This is a genomic window from Microvirga sp. ACRRW (assembly GCF_022346925.1).
GTDB lineage: Bacteria > Pseudomonadota > Alphaproteobacteria > Rhizobiales > Beijerinckiaceae > Microvirga.
The window spans coordinates 300,907-321,713 of the sequence record NZ_JAKRNJ010000004.1 but is presented as its reverse complement, the minus strand read 5'-3'; the positions used below and the strand labels follow the sequence as shown (position 1 = coordinate 321,713).

At 63.1% G+C, this 20,807-nt stretch carries 22 protein-coding genes; 6 read left to right on the top strand and 16 right to left on the bottom strand.

All coding sequences use genetic code 11. The annotated features are described in order from the left end of the window. Positions 1 to 77: 77 nt before the first annotated feature. The 5 genes from prmC to MHY87_RS11655 all read right to left on the bottom strand — a co-directional run bounded on the left by prmC (position 78) and on the right by MHY87_RS11655 (position 6,035). The gene (gene prmC / locus MHY87_RS11675) at positions 78 to 932 is read right to left on the bottom strand and encodes a peptide chain release factor N(5)-glutamine methyltransferase (protein WP_239351930.1); all 855 of its coding nucleotides are present in this window, start codon (positions 930 to 932) and stop codon (positions 78 to 80) included. Next, a complete protein-coding gene (gene fosX / locus MHY87_RS11670) occupies positions 929 to 1,342 on the bottom strand; it encodes a FosX/FosE/FosI family fosfomycin resistance hydrolase (protein WP_239351928.1) in 414 nt (137 codons plus the stop codon). The genes prmC and fosX overlap by 4 nt, the downstream gene beginning before the upstream one ends. Next, positions 1,339 to 2,427 carry a peptide chain release factor 1 gene (prfA, locus tag MHY87_RS11665; protein WP_239351926.1) on the bottom strand — a complete coding sequence of 363 codons (1,089 nt, stop codon included), beginning with the start codon at positions 2,425 to 2,427 and terminating at the stop codon, positions 1,339 to 1,341. The genes fosX and prfA overlap by 4 nt, the downstream gene beginning before the upstream one ends. Then, the gene (ptsP, locus tag MHY87_RS11660) at positions 2,427 to 4,694 is read right to left on the bottom strand and encodes a phosphoenolpyruvate--protein phosphotransferase (protein WP_239351924.1); all 2,268 of its coding nucleotides are present in this window, start codon (positions 4,692 to 4,694) and stop codon (positions 2,427 to 2,429) included. The genes prfA and ptsP overlap by 1 nt, the downstream gene beginning before the upstream one ends. 102 nt (positions 4,695 to 4,796) lie before the next feature. Next, positions 4,797 to 6,035, bottom strand: coding sequence for an aspartate kinase (locus MHY87_RS11655; RefSeq protein WP_239351922.1), 1,239 nt, complete (start codon positions 6,033 to 6,035; stop codon positions 4,797 to 4,799). Between the two features lie 130 nt (positions 6,036 to 6,165). On the opposite strand from MHY87_RS11655, the gene ubiG reads away from it, so the two are divergent. Next, entirely contained in the window at positions 6,166 to 6,909 is a 744-nt protein-coding gene (ubiG, locus tag MHY87_RS11650; protein WP_239351920.1) for a bifunctional 2-polyprenyl-6-hydroxyphenol methylase/3-demethylubiquinol 3-O-methyltransferase UbiG, read from the top strand. Here the strand turns inward: ubiG and nhaA are convergent. The 6 genes from nhaA to MHY87_RS11620 form a co-directional block, all read right to left on the bottom strand. After that, positions 6,882 to 8,096 carry a Na+/H+ antiporter NhaA gene (gene nhaA / locus MHY87_RS11645; protein ID WP_239351918.1) on the bottom strand — a complete coding sequence of 405 codons (1,215 nt, stop codon included), beginning with the start codon at positions 8,094 to 8,096 and terminating at the stop codon, positions 6,882 to 6,884. The two genes, ubiG and nhaA, sit on opposite strands and share 28 nt — an antisense overlap. Positions 8,097 to 8,254: 158 nt before the next feature. Continuing rightward, positions 8,255 to 8,776 (bottom strand): metallophosphoesterase family protein, encoded by a 522-nt coding sequence (locus MHY87_RS11640; protein ID WP_239351916.1) that lies wholly within the window; start codon positions 8,774 to 8,776, stop codon positions 8,255 to 8,257. A 190-nt stretch (positions 8,777 to 8,966) separates the two neighbouring features. Next, the gene (locus MHY87_RS11635) at positions 8,967 to 9,410 is read right to left on the bottom strand and encodes a DUF1178 family protein (protein WP_239352266.1); all 444 of its coding nucleotides are present in this window, start codon (positions 9,408 to 9,410) and stop codon (positions 8,967 to 8,969) included. 39 nt (positions 9,411 to 9,449) lie between these two features. Beyond that, on the bottom strand, positions 9,450 to 10,313 hold the full coding sequence (locus MHY87_RS11630) for a carbon-nitrogen hydrolase family protein (RefSeq protein ID WP_239351914.1): 864 nt from the start codon (positions 10,311 to 10,313) through the stop codon (positions 9,450 to 9,452). Positions 10,314 to 10,328: 15 nt separating this feature from the next. Then, positions 10,329 to 10,586, bottom strand: coding sequence for a glutaredoxin 3 (grxC, locus tag MHY87_RS11625; RefSeq protein WP_239351912.1), 258 nt, complete (start codon positions 10,584 to 10,586; stop codon positions 10,329 to 10,331). 37 nt (positions 10,587 to 10,623) lie between these two features. Beyond that, positions 10,624 to 11,403 carry a ComF family protein gene (locus MHY87_RS11620; RefSeq protein WP_239351910.1) on the bottom strand — a complete coding sequence of 260 codons (780 nt, stop codon included), beginning with the start codon at positions 11,401 to 11,403 and terminating at the stop codon, positions 10,624 to 10,626. Positions 11,404 to 11,502: 99 nt separating this feature from the next. Between MHY87_RS11620 and MHY87_RS11615 the strand changes: the two genes are divergently transcribed. The 4 genes from MHY87_RS11615 to MHY87_RS11600 all read left to right on the top strand — a co-directional run bounded on the left by MHY87_RS11615 (position 11,503) and on the right by MHY87_RS11600 (position 14,513). Beyond that, positions 11,503 to 12,387, top strand: coding sequence for a methyltransferase domain-containing protein (locus MHY87_RS11615; RefSeq protein WP_239351908.1), 885 nt, complete (start codon positions 11,503 to 11,505; stop codon positions 12,385 to 12,387). Positions 12,388 to 12,471: 84 nt separating this feature from the next. Then, positions 12,472 to 12,837 carry a DUF427 domain-containing protein gene (locus tag MHY87_RS11610; RefSeq protein WP_239351906.1) on the top strand — a complete coding sequence of 122 codons (366 nt, stop codon included), beginning with the start codon at positions 12,472 to 12,474 and terminating at the stop codon, positions 12,835 to 12,837. Positions 12,838 to 12,921: 84 nt separating this feature from the next. Then, a complete protein-coding gene (locus MHY87_RS11605; protein ID WP_239351904.1) occupies positions 12,922 to 14,070 on the top strand; it encodes an iron-containing alcohol dehydrogenase in 1,149 nt (382 codons plus the stop codon). An 8-nt stretch (positions 14,071 to 14,078) separates the two neighbouring features. Continuing rightward, positions 14,079 to 14,513, top strand: coding sequence for a thioesterase family protein (locus MHY87_RS11600; protein ID WP_239351902.1), 435 nt, complete (start codon positions 14,079 to 14,081; stop codon positions 14,511 to 14,513). On the opposite strand, the gene MHY87_RS11595 is transcribed toward MHY87_RS11600, so the two are convergent. Next, positions 14,497 to 15,420, bottom strand: a complete 924-nt coding sequence (locus tag MHY87_RS11595) for a DMT family transporter (RefSeq protein ID WP_239351901.1) — start codon at positions 15,418 to 15,420, stop codon at positions 14,497 to 14,499. The genes MHY87_RS11600 and MHY87_RS11595 overlap by 17 nt on opposite strands. Before the next feature lie 3 nt (positions 15,421 to 15,423). Next, positions 15,424 to 15,849, bottom strand: a complete 426-nt coding sequence (gene mutT / locus MHY87_RS11590) for an 8-oxo-dGTP diphosphatase MutT (RefSeq protein WP_239351899.1) — start codon at positions 15,847 to 15,849, stop codon at positions 15,424 to 15,426. A 110-nt stretch (positions 15,850 to 15,959) separates the two neighbouring features. Between mutT and MHY87_RS11585 the strand changes: the two genes are divergently transcribed. Further along, positions 15,960 to 16,337 carry a hypothetical protein gene (locus tag MHY87_RS11585; protein WP_239351897.1) on the top strand — a complete coding sequence of 126 codons (378 nt, stop codon included), beginning with the start codon at positions 15,960 to 15,962 and terminating at the stop codon, positions 16,335 to 16,337. A gap of 76 nt (positions 16,338 to 16,413) precedes the next feature. On the opposite strand, the gene MHY87_RS11580 is transcribed toward MHY87_RS11585, so the two are convergent. The 3 genes from MHY87_RS11580 to MHY87_RS11565 form a co-directional block, all read right to left on the bottom strand. Continuing rightward, positions 16,414 to 17,538 carry an acyltransferase gene (locus tag MHY87_RS11580; RefSeq protein ID WP_239351895.1) on the bottom strand — a complete coding sequence of 375 codons (1,125 nt, stop codon included), beginning with the start codon at positions 17,536 to 17,538 and terminating at the stop codon, positions 16,414 to 16,416. 25 nt (positions 17,539 to 17,563) lie between these two features. Further along, positions 17,564 to 18,805, bottom strand: coding sequence for a bifunctional glutamate N-acetyltransferase/amino-acid acetyltransferase ArgJ (argJ, locus tag MHY87_RS11575; protein ID WP_239351893.1), 1,242 nt, complete (start codon positions 18,803 to 18,805; stop codon positions 17,564 to 17,566). Between the two features lie 451 nt (positions 18,806 to 19,256). Next, complete coding sequence (locus tag MHY87_RS11565; protein WP_239351891.1) at positions 19,257 to 20,705, bottom strand: calcium-binding protein; 1,449 nt, start codon at positions 20,703 to 20,705, stop codon at positions 19,257 to 19,259. Positions 20,706 to 20,807 lie beyond the last annotated feature (102 nt).

Sequence of the window (20,807 nt, the reverse complement as noted above, 5' to 3'; positions counted from 1 at the left end):
AGCGGGTTCCTCCCGGTCCAACAAGCCATTTTTCAGCTTTTACCCCTGCCTGAGGCAAGAAAGCCTCATTCGGACGGTCAAGGTCGCCTCATGGCGACACATCGGGGGTTGTCAGAGAGATCGTGCGCGATCCTGATGATTTCAAGGCCGTTCTGGCCTGCCAAGCTCGTTAAATCCTCCGCCTGGTCGTAGCCGATCTCGACCACCAGAAGCCCGCCGGGGACCAGGAGACGCTGGGCCTCCTTCAAGAGGATTCGATAGGGCTCCAGGCCGTCCGGGCCGCCGTCGAGGGCCAGAAGCGGGTCATGCTCCCGCACCTCCCGGTCGAGGATCGGGATGACGGGGGAGGCGATATAGGGCGGGTTGGAGACGATCAGGTCGAATCGGCCCGAAACGGCCTCCGCCCAGCGGGAGAGGGCGAAAAGGGTGCGCTCGCCGACCCCGTTCGCCCAGGCGTTCCGGCGGGCGGTTTCGATGGCCCCAAGCGATAGATCCACGCCCAAGCCCATGGCCTGAGGCAGTTCGTGGAGAAGGGCCACCAGGATACAGCCCGAGCCGGTGCCGAAATCGGCCATGAGGAGAGGGGCCTGGCGATCCGGCAGCAGGTCGAGGGCCGTCTCCACCACGGTTTCCGTATCCGGACGCGGCACAAGCGTCTCAGGCGAGAGGGCGAAAGGCAGACCCCAGAACTCGCGCTCGCCGACGATCCGCGCCACCGGCTCATGAGCGAGGCGGCGCTGAGTGAGAGTCCTGAGGTGCTCGGACTCATCAGGTGTCAGCGGAAGATCGGGGTTGGTGATGAGCTCCATCGCCGGAACCTTCAAGACCGACAGAAGCAGCAGGCGCGCATCGAGGGCCGCCGTCTCGAAACCTGCCTCAGCGAGTGTCTGGCGCAGGCTCTTGAGCGCCTGAGCGCGCGTGGGGGCGCTCACGCCGCGACACCGCGACGATACCGCTCCAGCCGCTCTTCCAGCGTGCCGGTGTGCAGCTCGAACAGGTGATTGTCGTGATCGTAGAAATAAAGCGAATGGCCCTCGCCCTCGACGCGCGGGCGCGACTCGCGCATCTCCAGGCCGAGCTTCTCGATGCGCGCGCGGTACTCGTCGACCTCGGATCCCGCAATCTTGAAGGCGATGTGGTTATAAGTGCGCGTGGGCAGGCTCTCGCCTTCCATCACCGCGATCCATTGTCCGCCGACGATGAAGAACTTTTCGCGCGAGAGCGAAAAGGTGTCGTTGCCTGAAGAGTAGATTTCTTTGCCGTCGAGGACTTGTTCGACAATCGCGCTCATCCGGTTGAGATCGCTGGTGATGAGCGTGATGTGGCTCAAACCCTCGATCATGCAGCCTGATCCTGATCCGCCAGCTGCGCCGCCTGATGCTCGGTGATGAGCGCATCGATCAGTTCGTCGAGCGCATTTCCGGCAATCACTTCCTCGAGCTTGTAGAGCGTGAGGTTGATCCGGTGATCCGTTACGCGCCCTTGTGGGAAATTATAGGTGCGGATGCGCTCGGAGCGATCGCCGGAACCAACTTGCGATTTGCGGTCTGCGGCACGCGCTGCGTCCTTCGCCGTGCGCTCGGCGTCATAGAGGCGTGAGCGCAAAAGCGCCATGGCGCGGGCGCGGTTCTTGTGTTGCGAGCGCTCGTCCTGCACGAACACCACGGTGTTGGTCGGAAGATGCGTGATGCGGATGGCGGATTCGGTCTTGTTCACGTGCTGGCCGCCCGCGCCTTGCGCGCGCATGGTCTCGATCTTGAGGTCCGCATCGTTGATGACGATGTCCACATCTTCCGCTTCCGGCAGCACGGCGACGGTGGCGGCGGAGGTGTGAATGCGGCCTTGCGTTTCCGTGTCCGGCACGCGCTGCACGCGATGCACGCCGCTCTCGAATTTCAGGCGCGCGAACACGCCGCGCCCCTTTATCTCGGCGACGACTTCCTTGTAGCCGCCGGCGGTGCCTTCGCTTTCGGAGACGATCTCGACCTTCCAGCCTTTGAGATCCGCATAGCGCGTGTACATGCGCAGCAGATCGCCCGCAAAGAGCGCGGCCTCGTCGCCGCCGGTGCCGGCGCGGATTTCGAGGATCGCGCTTTTCTCGTCCGCCTCGTCCTTCGGCAGCAGCATGATGCGTAAGTCTTGCGCGGCCTTCTCCAGATCCTCGCGCGCCTGCGGGATTTCCTCCTCGGCAAGCTTGCGCATCTCGGAATCGGTCGACGGATCGTCGATCAGCGTCTGCAAGCCTTGGAGATTCTCTTCCATGGCGTTGTAGGCGCGGATCGCACCCACGACGCCGTCAAGCTCGGACAGCTCGCGCGACAACGCGACGAAGGTCTCCGGATCGGGGCCGGCATTGAGCGTCGCCGTGATGATGTCATGGCGGGCAAGGATAGCGTTCAGACGGTCGGGTGGAGGCGCAATCGACATCAGACCGGAATACCACGGCTTTCGGCAAATTGAGCGAGCCTCGGGCGCAGCGTATCGCCGCTTCCCGCATGCTCGAGTTCATCGTGAAGGAAGGCTTTGAGCTCGGCGATATCGAGCGCGAGCAACATGGCTTTCACCGGCCCAATGGAGGCCGGCGACATGGAGAGCGAGCGGAAGCCGAGACCCATGAGCGTCATAGCCTCCAGCGGGCGGCCGCCGATCTCCCCGCACAGGGTCGCCTGGCAGTTCGAGGCGTTGGCCTGCTCCGCGACCATCTTAAGGGCGCGCAGCATCGGCGTGCTCAAGGGATCGAAGCGGTCGGCCACGCGCCGGTTCTCGCGGTCGATGGCGAAGAGGAACTGCATCAGGTCGTTCGAGCCGATGGAGACGAAATCGGCCCGCTCGCAGATCTCCTTGAGCTGGAAGAGAAGAGAGGGCACTTCCAGCATCACGCCGAGCTTGAGATCGGACGGCAGATCGTGACCGTGATGCGAGAGATACGTCTTCTCGCGCTCCACGATGGTCCGCGCGCGCTCGAACTCGTCGCAGGTCGCCACCATCGGGAACATGATCTTCAGGGGTCGTCCGGCAGCAGCCTTCAGAAGAGCGCGGACCTGCGCGCGCAGCAGGCCCGGACGGTCGAGGCCGATGCGGATCGCGCGCCAGCCGAGAGCGGGGTTCTCTTCTTCCACCGCCTGCATGTAGGGCAGGATCTTGTCGCCGCCGATATCGAGGGTGCGGAAGGTGACGGGCTTGTCGCCCGTTTCCGCGAACACGGCGCTGTAGAGCGCCTGCTGGTCGGAGGCCGACGGCATCTTCTCCGCGATCATGAACTGCAGCTCGGTGCGGAACAGGCCAACGCCGGCAGCGCCCGTTTCCTCGAGATGCGGCAGGTCGACGAGAAGGCCCGCATTGAGCTGCAGCGTGATCTCGACGCCGTCCTTGGTGACGGAGGGCACGTTGCGCAGCTTGAGGTACTGCTCCTGCCGCTTGGCGCGAAGCCGCGCCTTCTCGGCATAGGCTGCTTCCACATCCGCGCTCGGACGGATCTGCACTTCACCCGCGGCGCCATCGACGATGATCGCATCGCCCGGTTCGGTGAGCGACGTCGCGTTCGAGATTTCGCCGACGGCAGGAATGCCGAGCGCGCGCGCGACGATGGCGATGTGGCTGGTCGGACCGCCTTCCTCCAGCACGAGGCCGCGTAGGCGTGAGCGGTCGTAATCGAGCAGCGCCGCGGGACCCATGGAGCGGGCCACGAGAATGGCGTTGTCCGGCAAGGAATGGCGATCGGCCACCAGGTCGCGCCCGACAAGACGGAAGAGCAGGCGGTTGGCGAGATCGTCGAGATCGTGCAGGCGTTCGCGAAGGTATGGGTCGGTCTGGCGCAGCATGCGCGCGCGGTTGTCGGATTGTACGCGCTCGACGGCGGCTTCCGCCGTCAGGCCCGAGGTCACCGCCTCGCGCATGCGGCGCAGCCAGCCTTGATCGTGCGCGAACATGCGGAAGGTTTCGAGAACCTCGCGGTGCTCGCCGTGATGGGCCACGTCGCCGCGCTCGATCAGCTCGTCGATGGAGACGCGCACTTCGCCGATGGCTTTCTCCAGACGCTGCAACTCACCATCGACGTTCTCGGCGATCAGGTTCTTGATGACGACGCGCGGCTCGTGCAGCACCACATGGCCGAGACCGACGCCGTCGGCGAGAGCGGCGCCCTTCTGATAGACGGGACGGCGCAGGGCAATGCCGGTATCGATGGGCGCAAGCGCCTGCAGCTCGCCGGTCGCCAGCATCTCGGCCACCACCATGGCGGTGGTCTGGAGCGCCTCGACTTCCTCTTCCGTGTAGACCCGGTAGGTGCGGTTCTGGACGACGAGAACGCCGAGCGTATTGCCTGCGCGCAGCAGCGGCACGCCGAGGAAGGCGTGGTAGATCTCTTCGCCCGTCTCCGGTTTGTAGGAGAAGGAGGGGTGGCTTTGTGCGTCGGAGAGGGCTAGCGGCTCGGCGGTCGAGGCGATGAGGCCGACGAGGCCTTCGCCCGAGCGCATGACGGTGAGGTGGACGGCTTCCCGGTTCAGGCCCTCGGTCGCGAACAGTTCGAGGACCCCGTCGCCGCGCATCACATAGACGGAGCACACCTCCGCCACCATGTTGGCGGCGATCTGAATCACGATCTTGTCGAGGCGGTCCTGGGCCCCCACCGGCTCCGCCATAATCTCGCGGAGGCGGCGCAGCAGAAGGCGCGGACCGCCGGGAGCGCTTGGCATGAGCTTTAAGGTTCCCGTCCTTCGGAGCCGGCGATGCGGACCGGCGGTTGTTTAAGAGTGTTGCAGCCCGACTGACCCGGCGTCAATCAGGCTCGCCGTCAATCAAGCCTTGTCCAGGCCGTATAGCGAGTGGAGCGTGCGCACGGCAAGCTCCGTATAGGCCTGGTCGATCAAAACCGAGAACTTAATCTCAGAAGTTGTGATCGCGCGGATGTTGATTCCCTTGTCGGCCAAGGCTTTGAAGGCTTTGGCGGCGACGCCCGCATGGCTACGCATGCCCACCCCGATGGCCGAGACCTTCACCACGTCGGTGGCGCCCTGGAGGTCGCGGAACTCGATCTCCTCCTTATGGGCGTTCAGCACCGCGCAGGCCCGCTCGTACTCGGCGGAAGGCACCGTAAACGTGATGTCCGTGGTGGTGGTGTCGTCGGAGACCACCTGGATGATCATGTCCACGTTGATGTTGGCATCAGCCAACGGCACGAAGATCGAGGCGGCGATGCCCGGCTTATCGGCTACATTCCGCAACGTAATCTGGGCTTCGTCGCGCGAATAGGCGATGCCCGTGACAACCTGCTGTTCCATGATGTCTTCCTCGTCGCAGATGAGGGTGCCGAGCTTGGGGTCGGCGGGATCGTCGAAGCTGGAGCGCACGTAGGTGGGAACCCGGTGCATCATGGCGAGCTCGACCGAGCGCACCTGAAGCACCTTGGCCCCGAGCGAGGCCATCTCCAGCATTTCTTCGTATGAAACCTTATCCAGGCGCTGCGCCTTGGGCACGATGCGCGGATCGGTGGTGTAGACGCCGTCCACATCCGTATAGATGTCGCAGCGCTCGGCCCCGATGGCGGCGGCCAGCGCCACGGCGCTGGTGTCCGAGCCGCCACGGCCGAGGGTGGTGATGCGGCGTGTCTCCTGGTGAACACCCTGGAAGCCGGAGACGACGGCGACTTCCTTGTTCTTCTCGAAGCTCTCGACGATGCCGGAGCCGTCGATATCGGCGATGCGGGCCGAGCCGTGGGCATCCGAGGTCATGATCGGGATCTGCCAGCCCTGCCAGGAGCGGGCCTTGAGGCCGAGTTCCTGCAAGGCGAGCGCCAGAAGGCCGGACGTGACCTGCTCGCCGGAGGCGACGACCACATCGTATTCCTTGGAATCGTAAAGAGCGGAAGCCTCTTTCACCCAGCCGACGAGTTCGTTGGTCTTGCCCGACATGGCGGAGACCACCACGGCCACGTCGAACCCGGCCTCGACCTCGCGTTTGACGTGCCGCGCCACGTTGCGGATGCGCTCTACGTTGGCGACGGATGTACCGCCGAACTTCATGACAAGACGGGGCATGCGAAGAAGGCCGTGGGTTGGTTGAAAATTTAGCCCTTCGCGACTTCGGAAAGGCGCGTATACATGACGGCAGGGCCGCGCGCTGTCAACGCGGCAAAACCATTTCTTTCCTTAAGGGAATCGAGATTTCATGACCGAGGGCGCATCCCCCACCATCGACCCGGCCGAGGTCGCCCGTTTCGAGCAGATCGCCGAGACCTGGTGGGATCCGAACGGGCCCATGAAGGTCCTGCACAAGTTCAATCCCGTCCGGCTCGCCTATATCCGGGACGAGGCCTGCCGCCGGTTCGGGCGCGATCCGCGCTCCGCCCGTTCGCTGGAGGGGCTGACGATCCTCGATGTGGGCTGCGGCGGCGGCGTGCTCTCGGAGCCTCTGGGGCGGCTCGGCGCCACGGTGACGGGCCTCGATCCGGCCCCCACCAACATCTCCGTGGCCAAGCTCCATGCGGAGCGCGCAGGGGTGCCCGTCGATTTCCGCAATGAAACCGTCGAGGCTGTCGTGGCGCGAGGAGAGACCTTCGACATCGTGCTCGCCATGGAGGTGGTGGAGCACGTGGCGGATGTGCAGGCTTTCGTGGATGCCTGCGCCAAGGCCGTGAAGCCGGGTGGGGTCCTCGTCATGGCGACGATCAACCGGACCCTGCGCTCGTTCGCCTCGGCCATCGTCGGGGCCGAATACATCCTCGGCTGGCTGCCGAAGGGCACGCACGAATGGGACAAGTTCGTCACCCCCGACGAGCTCACCGACGCGCTCCGGAAGGCAGGCTTCTCCGTGAACGACCAGACTGGCGTCGGCTACAACCCACTGCGCGACAGCTGGTCCCTTAGCCAAGACCTCTCGGTCAACTATATGCTGCTCGCGTCGCGCGTCTGAAGCTTTTCACGCGGGGCGAAGCTGAGCAGCGCGTAGCCTGTTAGGGCTGAAAGAACAGAGCCCATGAGCACGCCGATCTTGGTGGCGTCGTTCAGCTCGGGCTGGGTCGGGAAGGCGAGCGCGCCGATGAACAGGCTCATGGTGAAGCCGATGCCGCAGAGCAGGGCCACGCCGTAGCATTGCAGCCGCGTCGCGCCAGCCGGGACATCGGCCCAATCGAGTTTGAAGGCGAGCCACGAGAAGCTGAAGACACCCACCTGCTTGCCGATGAAAAGGCCCATCGCGATGCCGAGCGGCAGGGGGCTGAGCAACGCATCGAACGACAGGCCCGAGAGCGACACGCCTGCATTGGCAAGTCCAAAGATCGGGATGATGCCGAAGGCGACCGGGCGGTGCAGCGCATGCTCCAACCGATGTAGCGGAGAATCCTCCGCGCGGGTCTTCTTCGGGTCCGGGTGGAGCGGAATGGTGAGCGCCAGGGTGACACCCGCGAGCGTTGCGTGAATGCCCGACTTCAGCACGAAGAACCACAGCACCGCGCCGACGATGAGATAAGGCACGAGCCTCGTGACGCCGAGACGGTTGAACGCCACCAGCGCGAGCAGGCACAGGGCGGCCGCGCCCAGCATGGCGAGCGAAAGATCGCTCGTATAGAAAAGGGCGATGATGACGATAGCGCCGAGATCGTCCAGGATCGCGAGCGCCGTGAGAAAGATCTTGAGCGAGGTCGGCACGCGCGAACCGAGAACCGCGAGCACGCCGAGCGCGAAGGCGATGTCGGTGGCCGCCGGGATCGCCCAGCCGTTGCGAAGCTGCGGCTGGTTCCAGGTGATGGCGAGATAGACCAGGGCTGGAACGGCCATGCCGCCTAAGGCCGCGATGCCGGGCAGGATACGGCGCGGCCAGGTGGAGAGCTGCCCGTCCAGCATCTCGCGCTTGATCTCGAGCCCCACCAGCAGGAAGAACACGGCCATCAAGGCATCGTTGATCCAGTGCAGGATGCTCAAGCCGAAAACATAGGTTTTCAGGATGCCGAAATAGGCAGGGGCCACGGGAGAATTGGCGAGCACGAGCGCGATCACCGTCACGCCCATGAGGATCATGCCGCCCGAGGCTTCGCTGTCGAAGAATTTGCGCATCAGCGAGATGCGCCGCGTCGGCCTCAGGTCGCTCTTCGAATGATCCATTCCCACTCCTGTCGCTCACAACCGGTCATAAGCGGAAAGGTTCGGAAAGGAAGCCCTCAAAGCCACGTTCACGATAACAAATCCGGGAGGGGCCCTGCCGGGCGGATCGATCCGGCGGCCGGGCTTTCAAGGATGAAGGCAGTTGCCCGCGCCGGATTTCAGGAGGGAGTGGCCGTGCGGCGCCGGAACCGGGAGGCCAGGATCGTTTCCAGCGTCACGGGGCGATAATCCCAGACGTCGACGCCCACATCGTATTGCCGGGTCTGCGGCTTCAGCTTGGCATGGGAATGGCCGTGCAGGTCGATCCAGCCGCGGCCCATGTTCTTCCAGGTGCGGAACGCGTAATGGCACATGACGATTCCGCGGCCCTCGAGAGCGAGTTCCGCGTACGCCTGCACGCTTTCCCAACCCTTCGCTTCGAGAGTCGCCGGGCCGTCGTTGTTGCCAGCGACAAGATGCTTGCGGCCGTTGAGCAATGAGAGCAGCTCATCGACGCGCTCGGGGCGAACATGGAGGGCGAAGTCACCCAGGTGCCACACCTCGTCATCCGCTGAGACCACCTCGTTCCAATGGGCGATAAGCGCTTCGTCATGCTCGGCAACCGTCTTGAACGGGCGCTTGTCGATCCGCAGCACGCGCGCATCGCCGAAATGAGTGTCGCTCGTGAAGAAGATCGCCAAGAGAAGTCCTGTCGTTATGACGTGAATGGAGCGAGGGCGTGGCTTCCAACAATCGATGTCTCGGCGACGTTCCCACCCGTAACGATAGAGGCTCGATCTTTGCGAGGTTATAGGAAAATAGCTGCGCTTCTACAGGATAGGATGAGTTACCTCTCTCGGGCGCACCCTGACAGGCTGCAAGCGGCTCAGCTCAGTTCCGGTCGTCCGGAACGACAGGGATAGGCAGCACGTCGATTCCTTCTTCCAATAGGGCGCGGGCTTCCTCGAAATCGGCTTCGCCATGGATCGAGCGTTCTTCCGTTTCGCCGAAATGCATCTTGCGCGCTTCCTCGACGAAGTTTTTGCCTACATCCTCGGAGTTTTTCAGAACCTGCTCGCGCAGGGCTCGCAAAGCCGCGCGGATCTCCTGTTCCTTGTCGGTGAGAACGGCCATGGGCTGTGCTTCCGGCTGCGCGGCAGGCAGCTTGTCGGTGCGCGCGACGGAGGGCGCCATGATCTGCTTGTCGACTTCAGTCGAGTTGCAGAACGGGCACGTCACGAAGCCGCGCTTGCGCTGCTCTTCGAACGCCTCGCTTGAGGGAAACCAGCTCTCGAATTCGTGGGCCTGCTCACAGGCCAGGGCGTATTTGATCATGTCCTTGAATGAAGGTTTCAACAAACGCAAACTTCATCGTCAGGCGGAAGCCGTCTGACGATGATCGGAAGCCGATACGGTCTCGATCTTGAAGCTCCGTGCATTCTTGAGCGTCGGAATGCGCCCGCGCACCTCTGTGACAAGAGACGGATCGATCTCGGCGAGGATCACGCCGGGTTCCGTACCTGCTTCCGCCAGCACGCGGCCCCACGGATCGACGATGATCGAATGGCCAAAGGTCTCGCGGCCATCCTCATGCAGTCCGCCTTGAGCGGCGGAGATCATGAACGAGCCGGTCTCGATGGCGCGTGCGCGGTGCAGGATGTTCCAATGCGCTTCGCCCGTCTGCTTCGTGAAGGCGGCGGGAGCCGAGAGGAACGACGCGCCGTTCTCGGCCAGCGCCTTGTAGAGCGCGGCGAAACGCACATCGTAGCAGATGGTCATGCCGAGATAGCCCCAGGGGGTTTCCGCCAGCACCGCCGTGTTGCCGCCCGTATAGGTGGCCGATTCGCGCCAGCTCTCGCCGTTCGGCAGGTCCACATCGTAAAGATGGATCTTGTCGTAGGAGGTGACGATCTCGCCGTCCGTGTCGATGAGGAACGCGCGGTTCGCGACCTTGTCGCCCTCCTTCACGGCAATGGAGCCGATCTGGATCATGATGTTCTTCTGGCGCGCCACTTCGCGCAACGCGGCGAGCACAGGATCGCTCGCCTGCGGCCCGACCTTCTCGAACATCTCCGCCCGCTCGCGGCAGATGAGAGAGGTCATCTCCGGCGTCTGCGCGAACTGCGCGCCCTTGTCGGCCGCCTCACGCACGAGGGCCACCGCATCGTCGCGGTTCTTCAGAACATCGCGCCCGGAGCGCATCTGGATGCAGGCGGCGGTGAAGCGGGTCGGGGTCATGGGCAGGGTTCTCCGTCAGGCCTGCAGAAGAGGCTCAAGTCCGCCCCTGTCGTCAAGAGCATAAAGGTCGTCGCAGCCGCCCACATGCTTTCCGTCGATGAAGATCTGCGGCACGGTGGTGCGCCCGTTGGCCTTCTGGATCATCTCGGCCCGCGCCTCGGGCTTCTTCTCGATGTCGATCTCGGTGAAGGCGGCGCCCTTCTTGTCGAGCAGCTCCTTGGCGGCGGAGCAATAGGGGCACCAGCCCTTAGTGTAGATCGTGATGGACGGCATATGTGTCTCCGTAACGTGTTCTTAGATATAGGAACGATCAGGCCTCTGTCACAACTCTCGCGAAGGCCAGAATGTCCACGGAGGCCGCCCCGCCCCGCAAAAGTGCTCTTGCCGCGGCATTGGCTGTCGAGCCGGTAGTGAGAACGTCGTCGATGAGAAGCACGCGCTTGCCTTTCAGCTTTGCCTTGGCCTCCGGGGGCACGCGGAAGGCGCCTTGCAGGTTCTCCTGCCGCTGTGTCTTGGTGAGCCCCACCTGACGACGGGTGTGCTTGACGCGGTGGAGGAGCGAGGGATCGCAAGGCACACTGCTTTCCCGGGACACAATGCCTGCCAAGGCCATGGCCTGGTTGAAGCGCCGCCGCCAGAGCCTCCACCGGTGTAGCGGCACCGGCACGATCACATCCGCATCCGCCAACAGCTCAGCCCCCGCCCGGGTCATCATGGTTCCCAAAGCGCGGGCCAGCTCCAGCCGGTCGTTGTATTTCATCCGGTGCACGAGCAGGCTCGCGGTGCCGTCATATTCCGCCACCGCCCGCGCGCGCCCGAAAACCGGCGGATCGGCGATGGCGGCGGGCGAGAGCAGGGGTTGTCCCAGATCGACCTGGAACGGCGTGCCGAGCCGCTCGCAAAAGGGCCGCTCGATGAATCGGATGCCAGCCCAGCAATGGGCACACAGCCCGTGCGGCTCGCCGGTCGCGCCCTGGCAGGCGATGCAGCTGGGCGGATAGACGAGGCCCAGCGCAGCTTTCACCAGACGCGCACTGAAGGAGAGCGCGGGCTTGAAGGGCGATGGGTTGAGGTGGGGCTCCAGGGTCATGGGCCAAGCTTAGCCGATCGGACCTGCCTGTGCATCTCCTGCGAGGGCCATGAAAAACTCCTTGGTTGTTGTGGCCGGAGGGGCCATATCCAGCGCCTTATGAGCACACCTCTCGTCTTCGACCGCGCCCTCGTCCGCCAGCGCCTCGCCCGCGCGCTTAAAAGCGGCTATGCCGATTTTCTGCTGGCTCGCACCGTGGAGGATCTGCAGGAGCGGCTCGCGCCGGTGCTGCGCTCCTTTCCGCTCGCCCTCGATGTGGGAACACCGACGCCTGCCGCTGCGGATCTTTTGCTGCGCAGCGGGTTGACGGAAAAGGTCGTGCGTCTCTCGCCCACGCCCGAACAGGGCAGCGTGCTCGGCGACGAGGAGCGGCTTCCCTTTTCCGGCGAGATGTTCGACCTCGCCGTGTCGCTTCTGGCGCTCCACGGCGTCAACGACCTGCCCGGCGCGCTCATTCAGATCCGTCGTGCCCTGAAGCCCGACGGCCTGTTCATTGGGGCGCTGCTGGGCGGCGCGACCTTGAACGAGCTGCGCCAGGCCATCACCCAGGCCGAGGCCGAGCTGGAAGGCGGGGTCAGCCCCCGCGTGGCACCCTTTGCGGATTTGCGCGATATCGGCGGCCTGCTTCAGCGCGCGGGCTTTGCCCTGCCGGTGACCGATTCGGACATCGTCCGCGTGCGCTATGGCAATGCTTTCGCTCTCATGCGCGACCTGCGCGCCATGGGCCTGACCAATGCTCTCAACGACCGCCGCCGCACGCCGCTCAAGCGCGCGACGCTGATCCGCGCCGCCGAGATTTATGCTGAGCGCTTTGCCGATCCGGATGGCCGCATCCCCGCCACCTTCGAGATCGTGTGGCTCTCCGGCTGGACGCCGCATGAGAGCCAGCAGAAGCCCTTGGCGCCGGGCTCCGCCAAGATGCGGCTCGCCGATGCGCTCGGCGTGAAGGAAGGCGAGCCCGCTCCCCAGCCGAAGAAGGAATGATCTTTCGTAGCATTGCTCCTGGGCTGCAACCCGTGGCGCTCTAATTCCATTCTCCAGAGATGGAGTGCTGGAGAGCCCTGCGTCATGAAACAACCCGGCCCGGATCATCCGATCACGATCACGCAAAACCCGCACCGCATCCGGGTCATGCTTGGCGGCTTCATCATCGCCGAGACCACGCAGGCGCTGACCCTTCAGGAGGCGACGCTTCCGCCGGTGCAGTACATTCCCCGGCAGGACGTGCGCATGGACCTGCTCGATTCCACCGATCATAAAAGCCATTGCCCCTATAAGGGCGATGCCTCGTATTTCACGGTGAGCGGCGGTGGCCTCGTGCGCGAGAACGCCGCCTGGAGCTACGAGGAGCCCGCGCCCTCGGTTGCCGCCATCAAGGAACACATCGCCTTCTATCCGGAGAAGGTCGACGACATCGAGGAATTCCGCGATTGAGAAAAGGCGTGAAGCGAATGGGCTTTTAGTGGGGCTTGCTGAGGCCGCGCCTTAGCGCCACTCTTCGGCAAAACGGATCGCCCCATGCAGCCCTTCACGTTCAACACCGCTCCGTCCCTTGTCTTCGGCTCCGGCGCCATCGCGCGCATCGGTGAGATCGCGGCGCGACAGCTCGGGCCTCGCATCGCGCTCGTGACCGATGCCGGGCTGGTGAAGGCGGGCCTGCTCGAGAAAGCTCTTCATGCCCTGGAAGAGGCGGGCGTCGCGGTCGATGTGTTCGATGGCGTGGTGGCCGATCCGCCGGAAGCCGTCGTACTGGCGGCGGCCGCGAAAGCCAAGGCCTTCGATGCGCGAGCCGTGATCGGCTTCGGCGGCGGCTCGTCCATCGATGTGGCGAAGCTCGTGGCATTGTTGGCGCGAAGCGGCGAGAGCCTTCCTGACATCTACGGCGTTGGCGTTGCGAAGGGGCCGAGACTGCCGTTGCTCGCGGTTCCGACAACGGCGGGAACGGGATCGGAGGTGACGCCGATTTCCATCGTCACCACCGGTGCGCATGAGAAGAAGGGCGTGGTGTCGCCGCTCATCATTCCCGATATCGCGCTGCTCGATCCCGACCTGACGTTGAATCTTCCGCCACATGTCACAGCGGCCACGGGCATCGACGCAATGGTGCATGCCATCGAGGCCTATACCTCGACGAGCGCCAACAACAATCCGGTGTCGAAGGCGCTCGCGAAAGAGGCACTGCATTTGCTCGGGCGCAACATCGAACGCGCCGTGCATCATGGGCAGGACGGCGAGGCCAGGGCCGCGATGCTGATCGGGTCCATGCTGGCGGGTCAGGCTTTCGCCAATTCTCCCGTAGCGGCGGTGCATGCGCTGGCCTATCCCATCGGCGGTCATTTCGGCGTGCCGCACGGCCTGTCCAACGCGCTCGTGCTGCCGTATGTGCTGCGCTTCAATGCGAGCGCCTGCGAACAGGCTTATGCGGAACTCGCACCCTATGCGTTCCAAGAACTTGAAGGACGCGCCAGCGCCGACGCATTCGTCGAGGCGCTCGCATCCTTGTGCATGAAGGTCGGCCTCCAGCCGCGGCTGCGCGATGTCGGCATCCCGCAGGATGCGCTGCCGATGCTGGCGGAGGATGCAATGAAGCAGACGCGCCTGCTCGTGAACAACCCGCGTTCGCTCACGTTGAACGACGCGCGCGCCATCTACGAAGCGGCGTGGTGAGGTATTCGATGTCCGAACGCCCCGCGCGAATATCCCGCTCCGCCTTCAGGCTCTTTCGCCCCATCGCCACACGCTGGATGGACAACGATGCCTACGGGCACGTGAACAATGTGCATTACTATTCCTATTTCGACACGGCCGTGAATGGCTGGCTCATCGAGGAAGGATTGCTCGAATTCGCGAATGCGACCGTGATCGGCCTCGTGGTGGAAACCGGCTGCACCTATTTCGAGAGCGTCGCCTTTCCCGAGCGGCTCGAAGCAGGCATCTCGGTGACGCATCTCGGCCGCTCATCGGTGCGCTATGGGGTCGGTATCTTCAAGGAAGGCGAGGATCTTGCCGCCGCGCAGGGACATTTCGTCCATGTCTATGTGGACCGGGTAACGCAGCGTCCCGTCGATATTCCTTCAGAGACGCGCGAGGCGCTCAACCGCCTCGCCTGAGCCTGCCGGTGAAGGACACGAGCGCAACGCCGGACAACACAACGGCGCCGCCGAGGAGTTCGCGCAGGCCGACGCTCTCGTTCAGGAACAGGACCGCGAGCAGGATGGTCCAGACAGGACCGAGATAGCCCACCATCGAAGCGCGCGTCGGACCCGTGCGGCGGATCAGGTGCATGAAGAGCAGGATCGGCAAGGCTGTCGACAAGGCGCCGAGCGCGAGCAGCGGCGCGAGGCTCGCAGGAACGGACGCGAAGGCCGCTGGCCCCGCCACGACGAGCGCGAGCACGGTTGCGGCCGAGCCCGAACCGATCTGCTGGCCGAGCGCCATGCGGGCCGGATCGACATTCCTGACCGTGCGCACATAGACATTCGCCGCCGCGTAACTGCAGGCCACCAGCACCATGACGGCGATGCCGATGGGATTGACGCCGCTGTCGGGCAAAGCCGCAGGGCCGATCAGAATGCCCATCCCCGCAAAGCCGACGAGAACGCCGAGGAAGCGTTGCGGCGTCAGCTTCTCGTCCGCGAACATCAGATGCGAGATGACGGCGACGATGAGAGGGGAGGAGGCCTGGATCATCGCAGCCGGAGCCGTTGCAAGCCCGAGCTGCGTCAGCGCAAAGGCCACGAGCACGTTCGGCAGCCAGCCGTTGAAGGTGCCCAGGAAGGCCCAGACAGGCAACTCATGGCGCCGCGGCAGAATGCTTTTGCCTTGAAGCGCAAACCAGAGCGCAAGCGACGTGGCACCGATCACGCCGCGCATGGCGGCGAGCACGAAAGGGTTCAGGTTGCCGCTCAGCTTTACGAAGAAAAAGGCGCTTCCCCACAACAGGGAGCAGATCAGAAGATTGGACAGGATGAAGGCTGGCGTCGGGGCGGAATGTGCCCCGGCAGGCTGGGCTGACATTTTTTAAGAGCCGAGAAGATCGAGAAGGAAGGGGATCAGCGGCTCGTCCGCCGGAGGCATGGGATAGCTGCGCAGATCCTGCGGCTTCACCCATTTCAGGGCCTGGCCTTCCATGGATTGCACGAAGCCTTCCCAGCGGCGGCAGATGTAGAGCGGCATGAGAAGGTGAAAGCTCTCGTAGCCGTAGCTTGCGAAGGTGAGCGGGGCGAGGCACGGCTCCTTCACCGTAATGCCGAGCTCTTCCCTCAACTCGCGGATCAGCGTCTCTTCCGGCCGCTCGCCGGGCTCTACCTTGCCGCCAGGAAATTCCCACAATCCCGCCAGCTGCTTCCCTTCCGGGCGCTGCGCCAGAAGGATGCGGTTATCCGCGTCGACCAGGGCGACGGCAACGACGAGGGTGAGCTTGAGAGGGGGGGTGTTCGTGGTCATGGCGCGCAACACTCATCAGATTTCATCGCCTATGACAATTGGCGGAACAGCTATGCAAAATAATATTATGTTATAGAGTTATAGGAGTTTCTTCAAAAGGGCAGCATCCCATGACGTTCAATCCGAAGTTCACAGCCATCGTTGGCTTCATCGCCTTTGCCGGCATGACAGGTCAGGCCCAGGCCGAATGCTCCGGCCCACCCCTTTCGATCCCCGGCTATTCGGCGGCGATTGAAGGTGCGCTCACCGTCAAGGCCGGAACCGGATGCGCCTTCGGCGTCGATGGAATCGAGGGGGCGATTTCCGAGGTCAAGATCACGCAGATGCCGAAGTCCGGCAGAGCCGGCGTCCAGAACCTGCGCGCCATTTACGTCGCCAAGCCAGGCTACCAAGGACCCGATGAATTCACCTATGCGTTCATCGGAACGGACAATCGCGGCGGCCCGATGCACATTGCCATCAAGCGGAAAGTGACCGTCGTTCCGTAAAAGTCGGCGATCAGCTGCTGTCCGTGAGGCAACGGCGTGCTTGTCCGGTTCGAGAAGCCCGCCGTTGCCTAACGCTTCAACCCGCGAACTTTCCAGCGGTGCTTTTCGCCGGCTGAAGCAAGCGCATGCGAAGATAAAGCATAGCTGGGCGCTCAAACCATTTGTGGATGGTGAGGGACAGCGCAATCAGGATGATAAGAAAGGTGCAGAATACCCAGGGCGACAGGAACAACTGAGAGCCTATCCCGAGAGAAATGGCCAGCGTCATGCTTAGCATTTCAAGGGGAAAGTGCAGGAGGTAAATTGCGTAACTTGCATCCCCTAGAAAGGCGAACCGCTTTCCGAAGGAAGGCTTTTGAATTTCCACCAGGGCTATCGTGAGAATTGTTGCCGGAAACAGCAATCCATTCGCGACGACCATATCGGTTCCGGGCTTGAGGAGCATGCCTGACAGCGCGAGACCCCACAATAGGATCGTTGCGCCTAACGCGCATCGCAATGCAAATCTCTCTGCCGATTGGCGCAGGATCCATGCGAGCAGCCAAAACGCGGCGCCGCCCATGAAAAAGCCCGTCAAGCCTCTTCCCAGCGCAGGAACGAGGAAGCTCACTCCACAGCCGATGGCGGCAATCAGAAGGGTGCGAGCGGGCGTCAGAGATAGAAACCGCGCGCCGATGAAGAAAACGATATAGAGGAAGACCTCGACCGACACGGACCAGATCGGCGCGTTGAAGGAATATCCTCGCTCGAATCCCCAGTTGGAGATGAAGAGCAGGTTCAGCACGGCATGAAAGAGGTCATTGTGTTGATAGACGAAGAACGTTCCGTTCTGGCGCCAGAATAGCGCTTGCAGGATTGCCACCGCGATAAAGGTCGCAAGATGCAGAGGGTATAATCGCGAAAAGCGAAGAGACCAGAAATCGGCCCGGCTAACCTGCCGCTCTTCGATTCGTTGCCGGTAAAGCCAGAAAAAGACAAAGCCGCTCAGAACGAAGAAGAGATCCACTCCGTACCAGCCTGCCTCGTAGAGTGGACGGAGCAAAGGATAAAACGGCTGCTCCGACCGCTGAAACGTGGCCGGAAGCTCGCTGCCGTGAAAGAAAAAATGCTGCCAGTGCCAGACGACGACGCTTAAGGCCGCAAACCCGCGCAGAGCATCCAGGGAATAGAAACGGACCGGCAGCTTGCTGGCCTCAGTCATGTTTCATCTTCAATCTATCGCCGGATCAGCTGCGGTAATCGCCGTTGATCTCCACGTAGGCCTTGGTGAGGTCGCAGGTCCATGCGGTGGCCTCGCCGCGTCCCAGGCCGAGGTCGACGCGGATCGTGATCTCGTCGCCCTTCATGTAGGCGGAGGTCTTCGCCTCGCTGTATTCCGGATCGCGTGCGCCCTTCACAGCCACGCGAATGTCGCCGAACCAGATGGCGAGCTTGTCGCGCTCGGCGGGCTCGCCCGCCTTGCCGACGGCCATGACGACGCGGCCCCAATTGGCGTCCTCGCCGGCCACTGCCGTCTTCACGAGCGGAGAATTGGCAATCGCCATGGCGATGCGCTTGGCCGAGATCGCGCCCGTGGCACCCGTCACCTTCACGGTCACGAACTTGCGCGCGCCTTCGCCGTCGCGGGCAACCTGCTGCGCGAGATCGCAGAGCAGGCTTTCGAGGGCTGCACGGAACTCCTTCAGGCGGCGGTCGCTCGGCAGCGAGATCGCGGGCGCGCCACGTCCAGCGGCGGCCCCGGTGGCGAAGAACAGCAAAGTGTCGGAGGTGGACGTGTCGCTGTCGACCGTCACGCAGTTGAAGCTCTTGTCGGCACCCTTCTTCAACAGCGCCTGAAGCACAGGCGCCGCAATCGGCGCATCGGTGAAGATGAAGGAGAGCATGGTCGCCATGTCGGGCGCGATCATGCCGGCTCCCTTGGCCATGCCGTTGATGGTGACCTCGACACCGCCGATGGTGGCGGTGCGGGTCGCCACCTTCGGGAAAGTATCCGTTGTCATGATAGCCTTGGCGGCATCGAGCCAGGCGGAGGGCTTCGCCTTCTTCTCGCAGGCTTCCAGCACACCTTGAAACTTCGTGGCGTCGAGGGGCTCGCCGATCACGCCGGTGGAGGCGATGAACACCTGCGAAGCGCGGCAGCCTGCGGCCTCAGCGGCGATCTCGGCGGTGAGCTTCACCGCTTCCGCGCCCTTCTTGCCGGTGAAGGCATTGGCATTGCCGGAATTCACCACCAGCGCGCGGGCCGTGCCCTTCGCCAGATTCTTGCGGCACCAATCGACGGGCGCCGACGGGCATTTCGAGCGCGTGAACACGCCCGCCACCGTCGTCTCCTTGGGCAGCGTCACATAGAGCACGTCCGTCCGGTTCTTGTATCGGATGCCGGCCTCCGCGGTCGCGAGACGCACGCCCTCAACGGCGGGCAGGGTCGGGAATGTCTTGGGCGCGAGCGGAGAGACGGTCTTGGACATACTGCTAAGTCTCGAAGGTGGGCGGCGGAATACCGTTTAGGAAAGGCGACCTGTGGTTTTTTAAAGCTTCTTGTCAAGTCAAAGCTGAGGGGAATGCGGGCGCAAACGCAAGGAACGCCCGCTTTGTGCCCTCGTCGACCCGGTCCGGAGACAACGGAGACATTCATGAGCGGCAAGCACCCCAAGACGAAGCCCGAAGCACGGCCGCGCAGCGACCTCAATGTCGATCCGGGGATCGGACGCTCCAAAGGCTCCACCAAATGACCGGCGAGGACCCACACGATCTCGACGGAGGCTCGACCTTCCAAGGCGACGTGGAGAACCAAACCAACCGCGAGGGTGGCATCGATCCGAACCGGATCGGCCGGACGAACAACTAGATCGAGGGCAGTATACGAAAAGCCCCCGCAGCGAAGGCTGCGGGAGCTCGTGTCTGTTCAGCGGAGATATTTTAGATGATGGAGAAGCTCGCAGCCGTCAGCGACAGGTGCTTGGAAAGCTGCGCGAACTGCACCGCCGCAGCGGAGCCGCTTCCGTCAGCATCGTAGAACAGCTTGCCGCTTTCGGCATCGTAGATAATGCGGTCATTATGATCGACGGCTTGCGTTCCGATATGGAAGCTGTCCGCATGAAGCGAGCCGTAATAGGCCAGGCCGGTGAAGACGTCATACTCCAGCAGGATGATGTCCTCGCCAACCGTGAAGTCGTCGATGGTGTCGATACCGGAGAAGTTATCGAACACGAACGCATCTGCGCCAGTGCCCCCCTGCAGGAAATCGTTGCCGGTGCCACCGTTGAGGGTGTCGTTTCCGGCGCCGCCATACAGCGAATCCGAATCTGCGCCGCCATCGAAGGTATTGGCTCCGGAGCCGCCGATCAGGATGTCCGTTCCAGCGCCACCTTCGACGAAATCGTCATGACTGCTGGTGGAGCTGTCATAGTGATCGTTACCCGTGCCAAGGCGGACCAGCTGGTCGATTCTGCCTGCATTCTCGACAAGGTCCTCGCCAGCGCCCATGTCGACGACGCCGCGGTTCGCGTTGACGCCGATGACAAGTCCGGTTGCGTAGTTGTAGAACACGTCATCGCCGTCATGCAGGTAGACGTCGCCCTTGATCGTGGCGGTCGCACCGGACGTGACGCCGTTATGGATGATGTCGATGGCATTGCCCTTGCTATCGATCACCTTGAGGTTGTCCTGTGTGGGGGGCAGGCCGCCCTTCGTTGCCTGATCGACTTCTCTCAGAATGCTGCCTTCGTTCGTGAAGACGTTCGTGCCACCATCCGTGCTGTTGAGCACAATGGCGGTGTTTGTCTCAGAGCGGATCTGGCCCTTGTTGTTGAAGACGTTGTTTGCGCCTTCGATGACGATGGCATGCGTGCCGCCATTCACCGCAGCCGCGGTCTCGATATTGAACGTATTGCCGCCGCCGGTCATCTTGACGGCGATGTGCAGAAGGCTGCGGTTGGTGCTCGGGAATCCGATGAACGCATTCGAGGCCAGGTTGAACGTGGAGTCGCCGCCGCTCAGGATTGCGGTACCTGTTCCACCCGAGGTAATGCGGCTGTGAGCGGCGAGATTGAACGTGTTGCCCGTTCCGGCAAAATTGACCCCAGTCTGTGCGCCGTAAATGTAGGCTTGCTCATCCAGGTTGACGGTGATGTTGCCGCCCGTGGCGAACAAAGTGTCTTTAATGCCTCGGATGTTGGAATATCGCGCGACCCAGATGGTAGCATCGGATGTCATGGATACCGCCGGAGTCGGTACCGTGGCGCCTTCGGTCGTCACTGACGTGGCTGCACCGACGATCAACTGATCGCCCGCCAAAAGGTAATAGGGGTCCGTGACGGTGACGCCAGAGTCACCCGGCGCGCGGGGAGGAGTTTGAAAAATGGTCATGAAGTGCTCCTAGGAATTTAGAACAGAGCCGATCTCGGATCGTCCGATGAGACGGCATTCCTAGGTAGAAAAGCGCATAACCATACGTATCCTCTCAGAATG